The sequence below is a fragment of the Streptomyces sp. NPDC005963 genome (assembly GCF_040638655.1).
Lineage (GTDB): Bacteria > Actinomycetota > Actinomycetes > Streptomycetales > Streptomycetaceae > Streptomyces.
On record NZ_JBEXVD010000004.1, the window covers coordinates 116,002 to 130,334 of the forward strand.

Below are 14,333 nucleotides of genomic sequence, written 5' to 3' on the forward strand. Positions count from 1 at the left end.
GCACCCAAGGTGTCCCGGCCGGTTTCCAAGTCCTAGATCTCGCCGCGCAGTTTGGCCAGTGCCTCGGCGAGAATCGCTTCCCCGTCCGCGTCACTGCGCCGCTCCCGTACATAGGCGAGGTGCGTCTTGTACGGCTCCGTGCGCGGTGGGTCCGGAGGGCTGTCCCGGTCCTGACCGGCCGGGAATCCACAGCGCGGGCAGTCCCAGGTGTCAGGGACCTGCGCGTCACTGGCGAAGCTCGGCTGCGTCTCGTGCCCGTTGGAGCACCAGAAGGAGATGCGCAAGCGGGGCGCGGACTCGCCGCGCTCGGCCTCGCCCATCGGCCCCGCTCCGACCCGGCTTCCCCGGATCGCGTTGCCACTTGCCACGGTCGTAACTCCCTGCGTGATGGTGCTGTACAGCGTCTCACAGCGGCTGCGCCGCGGTGCCCCAGTCTACGTAAGGCCCAACGCTCGTCCAGGGATTGGAGTTACCTACCATCCCGGGGCGGATAACCCGTGGGTCAGCTGTCCAGCTTCATCAGCAGACCCAGCACGACGATGCAGGCGAACCACATCAGACCGACCACGACGGTGATGCGGTCCAGGTTGCGCTCGGCGACCGAGGACCCGCCGACGGACGACTGCATACCGCCGCCGAACATGTCGGAGAGGCCGCCGCCCTTTCCCTTGTGCATCAGCACCAGCAGCATCAGCAGCAGGCTGAAGACGATCAGGGCGATCGAGAACCCCATAACCACGGCTGGACCCTACTTCCTGGCAAATCTCTCGGAACTTCTATGACGACGGGGGCCGGATGGCAAGCCACCCCGGCCCCCGCAAGGGTACGACGGATCTGCCCTACCGCATACTCACTGGTCGCGGAACCGGACGATCTTGACGAACTCGTCCGAGTCCAGCGCCGCACCGCCCACCAGGGCGCCGTCGACGTCGGGCTGGGTCATGATCGCGGCGACGTTCCCGGACTTGACCGAGCCCCCGTACTGGATGCGGACCTTGTCGGCCAGCTCCTGCGAGTACAGCTCGGCGAGCCGGCCGCGGATCGCGCCGCAGACCTCCTGGGCGTCCTCGGGGGTGGCGACCTCGCCCGTGCCGATGGCCCAGACGGGCTCGTAGGCGATGACGATCGTCTCGGCCTGCTCGGCCGGGACGTCCTTGAGGCCGCCGTCGAGCTGGGCGAGGGTGTGCGGCACCTGCTGTCCGGCCTTGCGGACGTCCAGGCCCTCACCGACGCAGAGGATCGGAGTGATGCCGTGCTTGAACGCGGCCTTCACCTTGGCGTTGCAGATCTCGTCCGTCTCGGCGTGGTACTGACGTCGCTCAGAGTGACCAACGGCGACGTAGGAGCACTTGAGCTTCGAAAGCATCAAGCCGGAAATCTCGCCGGTGTACGCGCCGGATTCATGGGCGGAGATGTCCTGGGCGCCGTACTTGATCTTCAGCTTGTCGCCGTCGATCAGGGTCTGCACCGACCGCAGATCGGTGAAGGGCACCAGAACGGCGACCTCCACGGCGTCGTAGTCCTTGTCCGCCAGGGCGAAGGCGAGCTTCTGGACGTGGGCGATGGCCTCAAGGTGGTTGAGGTTCATCTTCCAGTTGCCCGCCATCAGGGGGGTACGGGTACTCATGGAAAGGATCAGTCCTCCAGTGCGGCAAGGCCGGGAAGGGTCTTGCCTTCGAGATATTCGAGGCTGGCACCGCCACCGGTCGAGATGTGACCGAAGGCGTTCTCGTCGAAGCCCAGGATGCGCACGGCGGCTGCGGAGTCCCCGCCACCGACGACGGTGAAGGCCGGGGAGTCGATGAGCGCCTGGGCCAGTGCCCGGGTGCCCTCGGCGTAGTCGGGGTGTTCGAAGACGCCCATCGGGCCGTTCCAGAAGACCGTGGCGGCGTCCGCGAGCTTCGTCGCGTACAGCTTGCGGCTCTCCGGGCCGATGTCCAGACCCTCCTGGCCGGCCGGGATGGCGTCCGCGGGGACCGTGTCCGGGTTGGCCGGCGCCTTCGTCTTCAGGTCCGGGAAACCGGAGGCGACCAGGACGTCGACGGGCAGGACGAACTCGACGCCCTGCGCCTTCGCGCGCTCCAGGTACTTCTGGACCGCCGGGACCTGGTCCTCCTGGAGCAGCGAGTTGCCCACGTCGTGGCCCTGGGCCTTGAGGAAGGTGTACGCCATGCCGCCGCCGATCAGGATGCGGTCGGCCTTGTCCAACAGATGGTCGATCACGCCGAGCTTGTCGGAGACCTTGGCACCGCCGAGGACGACGGCGTACGGGCGCTGCACCTCGTCGGTGAGCTTCTTCAGTACGCCGACCTCGGTGGCGATGAGATAGCCGGCCGCGTGCGGCAGTCGGGCCGGGAGGTCGTAGACGGAGGCGTGCTTGCGGTGCACGGCGCCGAATCCGTCGCCGACGTACACGTCGGCGAGGGTGGCGAGTTGATCGGCGAAGGCCGCGCGCTCGGCGTCGTCCTTGCTGGTCTCGCCCGGGTTGAAGCGGAGGTTCTCGATCACCGCGACGCGGCCGTCGCCCAGTGCCGCGACCGTGGCCCTGGCCGAGTCGCCGACGGTGTCCGTGGCGAACGCGACGTCCGTGCCGAGGAGCTCGCCGAGGCGGGCAGCGGCGGGGGCGAGCGAGAAGGCGGGGTCGGGCGCGCCCTTGGGGCGGCCGAGGTGTGAGGCGACGATCACGCGCGCGCCTGCGTCGGCGAGGGCGGTGATGGTCGGCTGGACGGCGCGGATGCGGCCGTCGTCGGTGATGGTGGTGCCGTCGAGCGGCACATTGAGGTCGGCGCGGACAAAGACCCGCTTGCCTGCGACTCCATCGGCCAGAAGCTGGTCGATCGTCTTCATGGACAGGACTCCTCGGAGGGCTGTCTGAGAGCTGGACTGGGCTGTGTTTCGCCGGGCCGGGCCGCGCCTTGGACGGCGTGGCCCGGTCGGCATGGGCTGGGACGTGCGACAGGGCTCGAACCGCGCTTCACTGCGCAGCCCGAGCCCTGTTGCTCACCTCGTGGTGCTCTCGTTGCTGATCTGAGCGAAGCCGTTCAGAGCCGTGGTGCTCAGAGCTGGTTGCCGACGAAGACCGTGAGGTCGACGAGGCGGTTCGAGTAGCCCCACTCGTTGTCGTACCAGCCGAGGATCTTCACCGAGTTGCCGTCCTGGACCATGGTCAGGGACGAGTCGAAGGTGCAGGACGCCGGGTCGCTGACGATGTCCGAGGAGACGATCTGGTCCTCGGTGTAGGCCAGGATGCCGGCGAGGTCGCCCTCGGACGCCTTGCGGAAGGCCGAGTTCACCTCGTCCTTGGTGACCTCGCGGCCGAGTTCGACCACCAGGTCGGTGGCGGAGCCGGTGGGGACCGGGACGCGCATGGCGATGCCGTCCAGCTTCCCCTTGAGCTGCGGGAGGACCAGGGCGGTGGCCTTGGCGGCACCCGTCGTGGTCGGAATGATGTTCTCCGCGGCGGCGCGGGCGCGACGCAGGTCCTTGTGCGGGAAGTCCAGGATGCGCTGGTCGTTGGTGTAGGCGTGGACCGTGGTCATCAGACCGCGGACGATGCCGAAGTTCTCGTCGAGGACCTTGGCCATCGGCGCCACACAGTTGGTGGTGCAGGACGCGTTCGAGATGACGTGGTGGTTCGCCGGGTCGTACTTGTCTTGGTTGACGCCCATGACGACAGTGAGGTCCTCACCGCTGGCCGGAGCCGAGATGAGGACCTTCTTGGCGCCGCCGGCGATGTGCTTCTCGGCGTCCACCTTCTTGGTGAAGATGCCGGTCGACTCGATGACGATGTCGACGCCCAGCTCACCCCACGGAATGTCGGCGGGGTTGCGCTCGGAGAGCACCTTGATGGTGTGACCGTCGACCGTGATGGTGTCGGCGGTGTGCGACACCTCGGCCTTCAGCCGGCCCAGGATGGTGTCGTACTTCAGCAGGTGGGCCGTGGTCGCGGTGTCACCCAGGTCGTTGACAGCCACGATCTCGATGTCCGCACCCTGCTCCAGCAACGCGCGGAAGTAGTTACGCCCGATGCGGCCAAAGCCGTTGATGCCTACGCGGATCGTCACGAACCGATCTCCTCGTTGGTACGCCGGGTTTCGACGCCGGCGAGTTGTATGGGATGTCCCCGACCGCTTACGACCCTACCTCTCCGGGCGGTCCGAGGTGACATCAAGGGGCCCGTACGTGGCGACGGCGATCCGTACCCCCGGGTAGGGGGCGCGGACCGCCGTCGGTTGATCTTGACCTGATCTAGAGGGGTGGTTCGCTACCCAGCGTCAACGGCGCAGAGCACTGAGCGCCTTGCCGATGAGCTGCTTGCGGTCGGGTGCAGCGACGTGCTCCAGACCGAAGCCGATCAACACGGTGTCCCGGGTGGTCACCGCGCTCGCCGACGGGTACAGGTCCTGGCTGCGGACCCAGTTCCCGCGCGGCGCCGGACTGCCCTCGGGCGGTGCCGCGACCGTCCAGGCACCGAGCGACGCTTCAAAGCCCTCGCCCTGTGTCCCACCCGCGGTGACGAGCTTGGTGTCGTCGACGAAGACGCCCCGTCCACCGTCGCTGGGGTCGGTGATGTACGAGACGGAGACCTCGATCTGCTTGCCCGCGTAGGCACTCAGGTCGAAGGAGGCGGACCGCCAGCCGTCGGAGGCTCCGGTGAAGGAGTTCCAGGTGCCGGTGGTGCCACTGGGCGTGCATCCGTTGTCGCCGACGGTGAGGTAGCGCTTCAGATGCGGATGCTGGTTGACGTAGAACCCGGCACCGCACTCGGCGGGCACTGTGGTGCGGGTGCCGCCGTTGATGTCGGGGAGCGTCGTCCAGTCGTCCTGACCGACGGTGTGCACCTCGACCACCGCGTTGTCGTAGCCGGGTTCGGTGTTGAAGCTGAGGCGCAGATCGAGCTTCGGGGCGTCGGCCGCGGTGGTGCCGGTCAGATCGACCGGGCGGCTGAGCCGCATCCAGGAGGCGTTGCGGTGGCTGGCCGCCGCGTAGTACTGCCCCTCGTACGGTGAGAAGGGCATCCGTACGCCCTTGTAGTCGCCGGCCGCGGCGCTGCGGAACTGCGGGAACTCGTCGGCCGGCAGGGTGTCCGACGTGACGGTGTAGGCACCGGCCGCATCCAGGGGGTTGCCTTCGGCTCCGGTGAGGGCAGCCGCCGCTCCGGAGAGCCGTCCCTGACCCGCGAAGTCGGTCACATTGCCGAGGGAGGCACGACCCGACGCACCCAGGTAGTACTGGGCGAAGTCATCGCTGATCGCCCGGCCGAGGTTGGCGTTGCCGCCCGCCCGTTCGCCGGTGGTGATGACCTTGCCGCCCTCGTTGAGGTAGGAGCGGACGGACTTGGTGACGGCCCAGGAGGGGGCCGCAGCGCCCGTGTACCAGACGGCCGTCGGGAAGTGGCTGAGCACACCGAGCCGGTGCGGTACGCCTTGGGTGGCCACGTCCCAGACGACTCCGCTGCGCTTGTTGTCGGCGAGCGCCTGGGTGTAGGTGGCCGCGTGCCGGGCCGGAGCGGTGCCGCCCTCTTCGGCGATCACCAGGGTGTCGGCGCGGGCGCGTTCGGCGACCGTGTAGGTGAACGGGGTGCTGGCGGTGGTCTTCCCGTCCCTGGTGCGGCCGGTGAACCAGACCTCGACCTTGTCGCCGGGGCGGGCGTCCTCCACTTCGGCGCGGTACTCGTCGAAGCGGATGTTGTCCTCGCCGCCGTAGGTTTCACCGCCCTTCCACGCCTTGAGGTCCTCGTCCTGGGCTCGACCGCCGTTGATGCGGTAGTTGAGCTCCTTGTTCCGGAGCGACTTCCGGGCGATGACGGAGACCTCCTGGTCACCGCCGCGGGCGTACGAGACCGTGAACGGGTCCGGCGTGAAGTCGGCGGCCTTCAGTCCGAGCGAGGACACCGGCTGGTCGGGGGTCGGTGCGCTTTCGGCCAGCGACAGGGCGAACGGGATGTTCTTCGCGAACTCCTGCTGGATCAGCTTCTCGTCGTCTGGGAAGGTGAACACGGAGGCGCAGTCGGCCGCGTTCCAGGCGTCGTTGGGGTCGATCCGCGAAATGGTGGAGCAGGTCGACATCTCCGGGGTGTACATCATCATCCCGTTGACGTTGGCCGCGTGTCCGTCGGCCTCGCCGTTGGTGATGTAGAGCTCGGAGGAGACCTGGGGGCGGTATCCGGGGATCGCCGGGTTTCCGGGTGTGCCGGCCAGGGCCTTGTAGATGACGTCGTCGGGGGTGTCGGTGGCGATGTGCCAGCCGACTCCGTAGAGGATCAACTCGGCGGCGGAGTGGTAGTTGATGCCGTACTCGAAGCCGATGCGCTTCTGGAAGGCGTCGATGGCCTTGGTCTCGGGCTCGGAGCCGGGGCGGGTGCCGCGGTAGGTCTCGTCGAAGGGGTCGGGGGACGAACCCTCGTTGTCGTAACCCCACTTGTACGAGAAGTTACGGTTGAGGTCGACGCCGTCGCCCGCTTCGATGCGCCCGTCGCGGTTGTTGTCGCGCAGGTTCTTGCGCCACTGCCGCTCTTGGGTGCCCTGGAACGTGTAGTCGTATCCGTCGGGGTTGGCCGAGATCACAAACCACAGCTCGGTGGAGTCCACGATCTTGGTGATCCGCGGGTCCTTGCCGTAGTTGGTGAGGTAGTGGTGCATCAGCCGCCGGGTCATCTCCGGGGTGATCCACTCCCGGGCGTGCTGGTTGGACATGTACAGGGTGGAGGGCTTGGAGCCGTCCCGGTAGCGGTCGGCGCCCTTGCTGACCTTCAGGGCGAGGATGTCCTGGCCCTTCACGGACTTGCCGATGCTGATGACCTTGGTGAGGGAGGGGTGGGCCTGGGCGGTGGTGAGGATCTCGTTCTTGAGACCACCGGCGCCGCCGTACGGACGGAAGACGCCGTCACCCGCGGCGGCGAGGCGTTTGCTGACGGCGGCGGAGATCTTGTGTTCGGTGACGCCGACGCCCTGTTGGCGCAGTTCACCGGCCTGCTCGTCGGTGAGGTACAGCTCAACGGTGCCGGTGCCCTGGTCGGGCACCTGGGAACTGAGTTCGTGCCCGTCGGCGCCCGTCGCGAGGATCAGCGGGACCTGGGCCTTGGTGATTTTGGCGTGCCATACGGACAGTCCGTCGCCGCCCCCGTCCGGGGCCGGATCGGCCTGGGCGAGTGGTGCGACGGCTAGTGCGGCGGTCAGAAGTGAAACGGCGGCAAGGATCGCACTCGCTCTGCGTCTCATAAGCCCCCCTTGCTGGTGTGTGCCAGGAAAGTGAACAGACGCCAGACTCATCAGCGTCCATGGCCATGTCAAGGAGCTCGCGCTGGTATATGAGAGCGGGACGGGGCTGCTGTGGCTCTCGGTCGAACCGGATCCCGGAACAAAGCAGTGCACGGCACTCCAGGGAGTGCCGTGCAGCGGGCCGCTGGCCCCCGTTCGCCGGGGCGAGGATCAGCCGACGAGGCCGTCCGCCATTTCCTCCGTCAAATTGCACTCCGTCCCGGGGATCCCCAGGTCCTGTGCCCGCTTGTCCGCCATCGCCAACAGCCGGCGGATGCGCCCCGCGACCGCGTCCTTCGTCAACGGCGGATCGGCGAGCGCTCCCAACTCCTCCAGCGACGCCTGCTTGTGCTCCATGCGCAGCCGGCCGGCGGCAGCGAGGTGCTCGGGAACCTCCTCGCCCAGGATCTCCAACGCCCGCTGGACCCGCGCGCCGGCCGCGACCGCGGCCCGCGCGGAGCGGCGCAGATTGGCGTCGTCGAAGTTGGCCAACCGATTGGCCGTGGCCCGCACCTCGCGCCGCATCCGGCGCTCCTCCCAGGCCAGCACCGACTCATGGGCACCGAGTCGGGTCAGCAGCGCACCGATGGCGTCACCGTCGCGTACGACGACCCGGTCCACTCCGCGCACCTCGCGCGCCTTGGCACCGATGGAGAGCCGACGCGCCGCGCCCACCAGGGCGAGCGCCGCTTCCGGGCCGGGGCAGGTGACTTCCAGCGAAGAGGAACGGCCCGGTTCGGTGAGTGAACCGTGGGCCAGGAAGGCGCCACGCCACGCCGCCTCGGCATCGCAGGTGGCACCGGAGACGACCTGCGGCGGCAGTCCGCGGATCGGTCGACCGCGGCCGTCCACCAGACCGGTCTGGCGAGCCAACTGGTCACCACCGGCGACCACCCGAACGACATAGCGGGAACCGCGGCGCAGCCCTCCGGGAGCCATCACCATCAGCTCGGAGCCATGGCCGAAGATCTCCAGGATGTCCCGCTTCAACCGCCGGGCGGCGATGCCGGTGTCCAGCTCCGCCTCGATCACGATCCGTCCGCTCACCAGGTGCAACCCGCCCGCGAACCGCAGGATCGCCGAAACCTCTGCCTTTCTGCAGCAGGTCCGGGTGACGGGAAGCCGGGAGATCTCGTCCTTCACCGCTGCCGTCATCGCCATGGGCCGATCCTTCCATGCATCCGAAAAATACGGTCGTACGCGGCGGCCAACAGTTCCGGGTCGTGCCGGGGAACCCTGTCGGGCGAGGCCACAGGGGCCAGCTCGACCGCTGCGCCGAGACGCTCGGCGGCATCGGCGAGCAAGCTGCGATCGGGCACGGCGGCCTCGTCGGCCAGCACCACGTCCAGTGCGAGTTTAGGCGCGTGTCGTCCCAAAACCTCCAAATGACGCTGCGGTGAGAAGCCTTCTGTTTCGCCGGGCTGGGGTGCGAGATTGAGCGAGAGGACACGCCGCGCCTTGGTCTCCACCAGGGCATCAAGCAGCTCGGGCACCAAGAGATGAGGGATGACCGAGGAGAACCAGGAACCGGGACCGAGAACCACCCAATCGGCGTCAAGGACGGCGGCCACGGCTTCCGGGACGGCGGGCGGATCGTGCGGGACGAGATGGACGGACTGCACCTCGCCCGGGGTCAGGGCGACGGTCGCCTGTCCACAGACGGTGTCCACGTCGAAGGGGCGCGCCGGATCGTGGCCCCGGACCAGCGCCTGGAGCTCCAGGGGCACGGCGGACATGGGCAGCACCCTGCCGTGGGCGCCCAGCAGCTTGCCCACCAGGTCCAGGGCCTGGACATGGTCGCCGAGCTGCTCCCAGAGGGCGACGATCAGCAGATTGCCGACCGCGTGCTCGTGGAGATCGCCATGGGACTGGAAGCGGTGCTGGATCACCCGGGACCAGGTCTGGCCCCAGTCGTCGTCCCCGCACAGGGCGGCCAGCGCCTTGCGGAGATCGCCCGGCGGCAGCACACCGAGCTCCTCCCGGAGCCGACCGCTGGAGCCGCCGTCGTCGGCGACGGTGACCACGGCGGTGAGGTCTCCGGTGATGCGACGCAGGGCCGCCAACGACGCGGACAGCCCCCGGCCGCCGCCGAGGGCGACGACCTTGGGCTGAGCCCCGCGTTTGCGGCCCACGGCGGTGTGCGCGGATCTGCGCAACCGCCGCAGCCGCAGGGTGTTGATGCTCACTCGCGCCCCATGTCCCGGTGGACGACGACGGTCTCGACGCCGGCCGCGGACAGGCGCGCCGCCAGCTTCTCGGAGGTGGCGACCGAGCGGTGCTTGCCGCCCGTACAGCCGACGGCGACGGTCACGTAGCGCTTGCCCTCGCGGCGGTAGCCGGCGGCGATCAGCTGGAGCAGCTCGGTGTACTGGTCGAGGAACTCCTTGGCACCGGGCTGGTTGAAGACGTAGTTGGACACCTCTTCGTTGCGGCCGGTGAAGGGGCGCAGCTCGGGCACCCAGTGCGGGTTGGGCAGGAACCGCATGTCGACGACGAGGTCGGCGTCGACCGGCAGGCCGTACTTGAAGCCGAAGGACATCACGGTGGCCCGCAGCTCGGGCTCCTCCTCGCCCGCGAACTGGGCGTCCATCTTGGCACGCAGTTCGTGCACGTTCAGGCTGGAGGTGTCGATCACCAGATCGGCGTCTCCGCGCAGCTCGCGCAGGAGGTCGCGCTCGGCGGCGATGCCGTCGACGATCCGGCCGTCACCCTGGAGGGGGTGCGGCCTGCGGACCGACTCGAAGCGGCGTACGAGGGCGTCGTCCGAGGATTCGAGGAAGACGATCCGCCGGGTGACCTGCTTGGCGTCGAGGTCGGCGAGGGATTCGCGGAGGTTGTCGAAGAACCGCCGGCCGCGGACGTCGACGACGACCGCGATCCGGGCCACGTTGCCCTGGGAGCGCGCGCCCAGCTCCACCATGGTGGGGATCAGCGCGGGCGGCAGGTTGTCGACGACGAACCAGCCAAGGTCCTCCAGGCACTTGGCCGCGGTGCTGCGCCCGGCGCCGGACATGCCAGAGATGATCACCAGCTCGGGGATGGCGGCTTCGGCTGCCTCGCCCGGCTCCGTGGGGGTGGCCGTACTCACTTCTGCTGCTCCGTCTCCGTCGTGCTCGCTCATGCTGTGCTGCCCCCGTCGTTCTCTTCCATGATCTCTCCTGTCGCCGTGTTCACGGCAGGGGCGGCGGGTGCCGCCGCGGCAAGGGCGGCGACCACGGATTCGGCGGTCTTGCGGCCCATGCCGGGTACTTCGCAGATCTGCTCGATTGTGGCCTGTCGCAGCCGCTTGACCGAGCCGAAATGCTTGATCAACGCTTGTTTGCGACGCTCGCCGAGGCCGTGGACGTCATCCAGCGGGCTGGTGCGGATGCGTTTGGTGCGCTTGGACCGCTGGTAGCGGATGGCGAAGTCGTGGGCGGTGTCACGCACCCGCTGGAGGAGGTAGAGGCCCTCGCTGGAGCGCGGCAGGACGACCGGATCGCTCTCGCCCGGCAGCCAGACCTCCTCCAGCCGCTTGGCGAGTCCGCAGACGGCGACGTCGTCGATGCCCAGTTCGTCCAGGGCACGCTGGGCCGCTGCGACCTGCGGCTGACCGCCGTCCACCACGATCAGCTGGGGTGGGTAGGCGAAGCGCCGGGGCCGACCGTCGTCCTCGGTGGGCGAGCCGGCGAGGACGTCCGGGGCGGGCTGCGCGGCCGGAGCGCCGGGAGCATCGGGGGCCGTGGCCGGGCCGGGCACTGCGGTCGTCCCGGCCTCAGCCGTTTCGTCGGCCCGGTCGGTCGGGTCGTCGGCCCCGATCCATTCGCCGGTGCGGTCCTTCTCGGCCAGATAGCGGCGGAACCGGCGGCTGATCACCTCGTGCATGGACCGGACGTCGTCCTGGCCCTCGCCGTGCCACACCTGAGTGTCCCCGACCCGCCCCCTGATCTGGAACCGGCGGTACTCGCTCTTGCGGGGCAGTCCGTCCTCGAAGACGACCATGGAGGCCACGATGTCCTCGCCCTGGAAGTGCGAGATGTCGAAGCACTCGATCCGTAGGGGTGCCGAGTCGAGACCGAGGGCCTCGGCGATCTCCTCCAGGGCCCGGGACCGCGTGGTGAGGTCGCTGGCGCGCTTGGTCTTGTGCAGGGCCAGCGCCTGCTGGGCGTTGCGCTGGACCGTCGCCATCAGGTCCTTCTTGTCACCGCGCTGGGGGATCCGCAGCGACACCTGGGCGCCGCGGCGCTCGCTGAGCCACTGGCCGACCGTGTCGGCCGCCTCGGGCAGCGCCGGGACCAGGACCTCCTTGGGGACCGATTCGCCGCGCTCCTCCCCGTACAGCTGCTGGAGCGCGTGTTCGACGAGGCCCGCGGTGTCGACCGCCTCGACCTTGTCGGTGACCCAGCCGCGCTGTCCGCGGACCCGTCCGCCGCGGACGTGGAAGATCTGTACGGCGGCCTCCAGCTCGTCCTCGGCGAGGGCCATCAGATCGGCGTCCGTGGCGTCGGTGAGCACCACGGCGTTCTTCTCCAGGGCGCGTCTGAGGGCCTCTATGTCATCGCGCAGCCTGGCGGCCCGCTCGTACTCCATCTCCTCGGCCGCCGCCATCATCTGCTTCTCCAGCCGGCGGATGTACGTGCCGGTGCGGCCCGCCATGAAGTCGCAGAACTCCTCGGCCAGTTCGCGGTGCTCCTCGGGGGTGACCCGCCCGACGCACGGGGCCGAGCACTTGCCGATGTACCCGAGGAGACAGGGCCGGCCCTTTTGCTGGTGGTTCTTCAACACGCCCGCGGAGCAGGTCCGTACGGGAAAGACGCGCAGCATCAGGTCGACGGTCTCACGGATGGCCCAGGCATGACCGTACGGGCCGAAGTAGCGCACGCCCTTGCGCTTGGCCCCGCGCATGACCTGGACCCGCGGGAACTCCTCGTTCAGGGTGACCGCGAGATAGGGATAGCTCTTGTCGTCGCGGTACTTGACGTTGAACCGGGGGTCGTACTCCTTGATCCAGGAGTACTCCAGCTGGAGGGCCTCCACCTCGGTGGAGACGACCGTCCACTCCACGGACGCGGCGGTGGTGACCATGGTGGCCGTGCGCGGGTGGAGGTTGGCCAGGTCCTGGAAGTAGCTCGCGAGGCGCTGGCGCAGGCTCTTGGCCTTCCCGACGTAGATCACCCGGCGGTGCTCGTCGCGGAACTTGTAGACCCCCGGGGAGTCGGGGATCTCTCCCGGCCTGGGACGGTAGCTGGAGGGGGCTGCCATACCGTCCACCCTACTGGCGGGGGCTGACAGTCAGGCCACGTCAGGCACGGCCGCGGGGCCGGTGCCCAGGGGAGCACCGACCCCGCGGCCGGGATCCCTGCGTCGTTCGGTGGGGTGGGCCGTCAGGCCGCAGGGGGTGCCGTCAACGGGGGTGCACGGCGCCCGGTCGTGGTTCGGGCGCCCGCCACCGGTCGGGGTGGCGGGCGCCCCTGGCACTCAGCCGCGGCGGCGGACCCGCAGGACCGTCACCCCGCACAGGGCGGCGGCGAGCACGGCGCCCGCTCCCGCCGCGACCGAGGAGACCGTGAGCGCTCCGCCGTCGCGCTCGTCGACGGCTTGGGCTCGCGCGGCTTCGGGCGCCTGCGCCGACTGGTCGTAGCCGCCGGCCACGCCCTTCTTGGCGTAGGTGGAGCCGGGGAGCTTGTCGCCGTAGGCGGCGCGCACCCGGTTGCCGTAGGCGGCGAGGGTGGTGCCCTTGCTGCCGACCGCGCGGACCGCGTCCTCGTCGAGCGGAAGGACCTTGGTGCCCTTGCTGACGTACCAGGCGTCGATCTGCGGTTCCTTGAAGACGGTGCCGCCGGCCAATTTGCCGGCGCCCAGCTGGGCGTACCGGAACTCGTCGTCACCGGTGGCTATGTTCACCACCTGCCAACCGGAACCCGTCCGGGCGGCCCAGACCGATGCCTTCTGACCGTCGGACGAGACGGCCGTGGTGGCGACGAACTCCAGTTGGGCCACGGGTGCGCCCGTCTTGCCCGCGACGAAAGCGGGCGACAGGGTGTGGACGGGTACGGTCGCGCCCTGCGCACGCGGGGCGGCTGCCGACCTGGCCACGGCCCCGTCACGGGCGAAGAACCGGGAGAGGGTGTCGAGGGTGTCGGGAGCCGTCGCGGCCTTGCGGCCCTCGGTGAGGTCCGCGGCTGCTGCCGTGACGCCCGGTGTGCTGTCGGCTGCGGCCGTGGAGGCGCCGGTGAGGGTGCCGGCCGTGCCCAGTGCGACGCAGGCGGCGACCGAAGCGGCCAGCCTGGGTGCTCTTGACGTTCGCTTCATCGCGCTCACGCCCCGATCCGGTAGAGCGAGTGGGTCCAGGAGTGGCTGCTGTTGTTGATGTACCAGGCGTGCGACGCCCAGTTGTACCGTCCGCTGGAGGGCCATGGATCGCCCCAGTAGACCCAGCTGCTGGCGGTGTCGTAGCCGTAGATCACATGCATGTGGCCGCCGCCGCTGGACCACTGGATGCGGGTTTCGATCGGACGGTTGGCATTGATCTCGGTCTGGACCGTGGAGTAGTTCAGCCAACCGTTGACGTACGAGCCCGGTGAGATGCCCGCCCAGCGCAACCCGGTCTGCACATTGCCCAGCGTGGCCTGGTTGTTGGGGCACTGGGTGTTCTGTGCACGGTTGAAGGCGGCGTTGCAGAACTGGTTCTGTGAGTAGTTGCGGCCGTAGAACGTGGCGATCGTGTTTCCGGCTGCGGCCCAGCACCAGTTGGTCTTCAACTGGGCCTGCATGGTGATGTTGAGCCGCTTGCTGGCCAGTGCGGCCTGGGCGGAGCTGCCGTCGGCCGTCGGTGTGCCGGCGACGGCCGAGGACAGGGGCAGGGTGACGAGGGCGGCGAGGACTGCCGCCATCGCGGCGAGTCGTCTCCTGGTACTGCGCATCGCGGTCCTCCCTGAGGGATGGTGAGGGGTGGAGGAGCGCGTCCGGACGCTGCTGGTTGAGCATCAATCCTTGTCGCGAGCAGGTCAACACGCTTCAATGCGGGAGACATGGAGCTGTGAACGCGACGGCAGGGATGTGAACGGATGAGTCCCGCCCCACCTGGACGGCCGT

At 69.0% G+C, this 14,333-nt stretch carries 12 protein-coding genes; all 12 read right to left on the bottom strand.

The features are described from left to right. Positions 1-32 precede the first annotated feature (32 nt). Positions 33-368: an RNA polymerase-binding protein RbpA gene (locus tag ABZ348_RS08415; protein ID WP_079110552.1), complete on the bottom strand. Its 336-nt coding sequence runs from the start codon at positions 366-368 to the stop codon at positions 33-35. A gap of 134 nt (positions 369-502) precedes the next feature. Next, a complete protein-coding gene (gene secG, locus ABZ348_RS08420; RefSeq protein WP_338678195.1) occupies positions 503-733 on the bottom strand; it encodes a preprotein translocase subunit SecG in 231 nt (76 codons plus the stop codon). A 117-nt stretch (positions 734-850) separates the two neighbouring features. Beyond that, positions 851-1,627: a triose-phosphate isomerase gene (tpiA, locus tag ABZ348_RS08425; protein WP_358930649.1), complete on the bottom strand. Its 777-nt coding sequence runs from the start codon at positions 1,625-1,627 to the stop codon at positions 851-853. Positions 1,628-1,635: 8 nt separating this feature from the next. Beyond that, positions 1,636-2,847: a phosphoglycerate kinase gene (locus tag ABZ348_RS08430; RefSeq protein WP_358930651.1), complete on the bottom strand. Its 1,212-nt coding sequence runs from the start codon at positions 2,845-2,847 to the stop codon at positions 1,636-1,638. Between the two features lie 209 nt (positions 2,848-3,056). Then, entirely contained in the window at positions 3,057-4,064 is a 1,008-nt protein-coding gene (gene gap, locus ABZ348_RS08435; protein ID WP_358930652.1) for a type I glyceraldehyde-3-phosphate dehydrogenase, read from the bottom strand. A 210-nt stretch (positions 4,065-4,274) separates the two neighbouring features. After that, positions 4,275-7,220, bottom strand: coding sequence for a M14 family zinc carboxypeptidase (locus tag ABZ348_RS08440; protein ID WP_358930654.1), 2,946 nt, complete (start codon positions 7,218-7,220; stop codon positions 4,275-4,277). A gap of 210 nt (positions 7,221-7,430) precedes the next feature. Further along, the gene (gene whiA, locus ABZ348_RS08445) at positions 7,431-8,420 is read right to left on the bottom strand and encodes a DNA-binding protein WhiA (protein WP_329017067.1); all 990 of its coding nucleotides are present in this window, start codon (positions 8,418-8,420) and stop codon (positions 7,431-7,433) included. Beyond that, a complete protein-coding gene (gene yvcK, locus ABZ348_RS08450) occupies positions 8,411-9,445 on the bottom strand; it encodes a uridine diphosphate-N-acetylglucosamine-binding protein YvcK (protein ID WP_358930656.1) in 1,035 nt (344 codons plus the stop codon). The genes whiA and yvcK overlap by 10 nt, the downstream gene beginning before the upstream one ends. Beyond that, positions 9,442-10,380 (bottom strand): RNase adapter RapZ, encoded by a 939-nt coding sequence (gene rapZ, locus ABZ348_RS08455; protein ID WP_358930658.1) that lies wholly within the window; start codon positions 10,378-10,380, stop codon positions 9,442-9,444. Before rapZ ends, yvcK begins: the two co-directional genes overlap by 4 nt. Beyond that, positions 10,377-12,500, bottom strand: a complete 2,124-nt coding sequence (gene uvrC / locus ABZ348_RS08460) for an excinuclease ABC subunit UvrC (RefSeq protein ID WP_358930660.1) — start codon at positions 12,498-12,500, stop codon at positions 10,377-10,379. Before uvrC ends, rapZ begins: the two co-directional genes overlap by 4 nt. A gap of 216 nt (positions 12,501-12,716) precedes the next feature. After that, a complete protein-coding gene (locus ABZ348_RS08465) occupies positions 12,717-13,550 on the bottom strand; it encodes a hypothetical protein (protein ID WP_358930662.1) in 834 nt (277 codons plus the stop codon). A gap of 5 nt (positions 13,551-13,555) precedes the next feature. Then, positions 13,556-14,161 (bottom strand): papain-like cysteine protease family protein, encoded by a 606-nt coding sequence (locus tag ABZ348_RS08470; protein ID WP_358930664.1) that lies wholly within the window; start codon positions 14,159-14,161, stop codon positions 13,556-13,558. Positions 14,162-14,333: the final 172 nt, after the last annotated feature.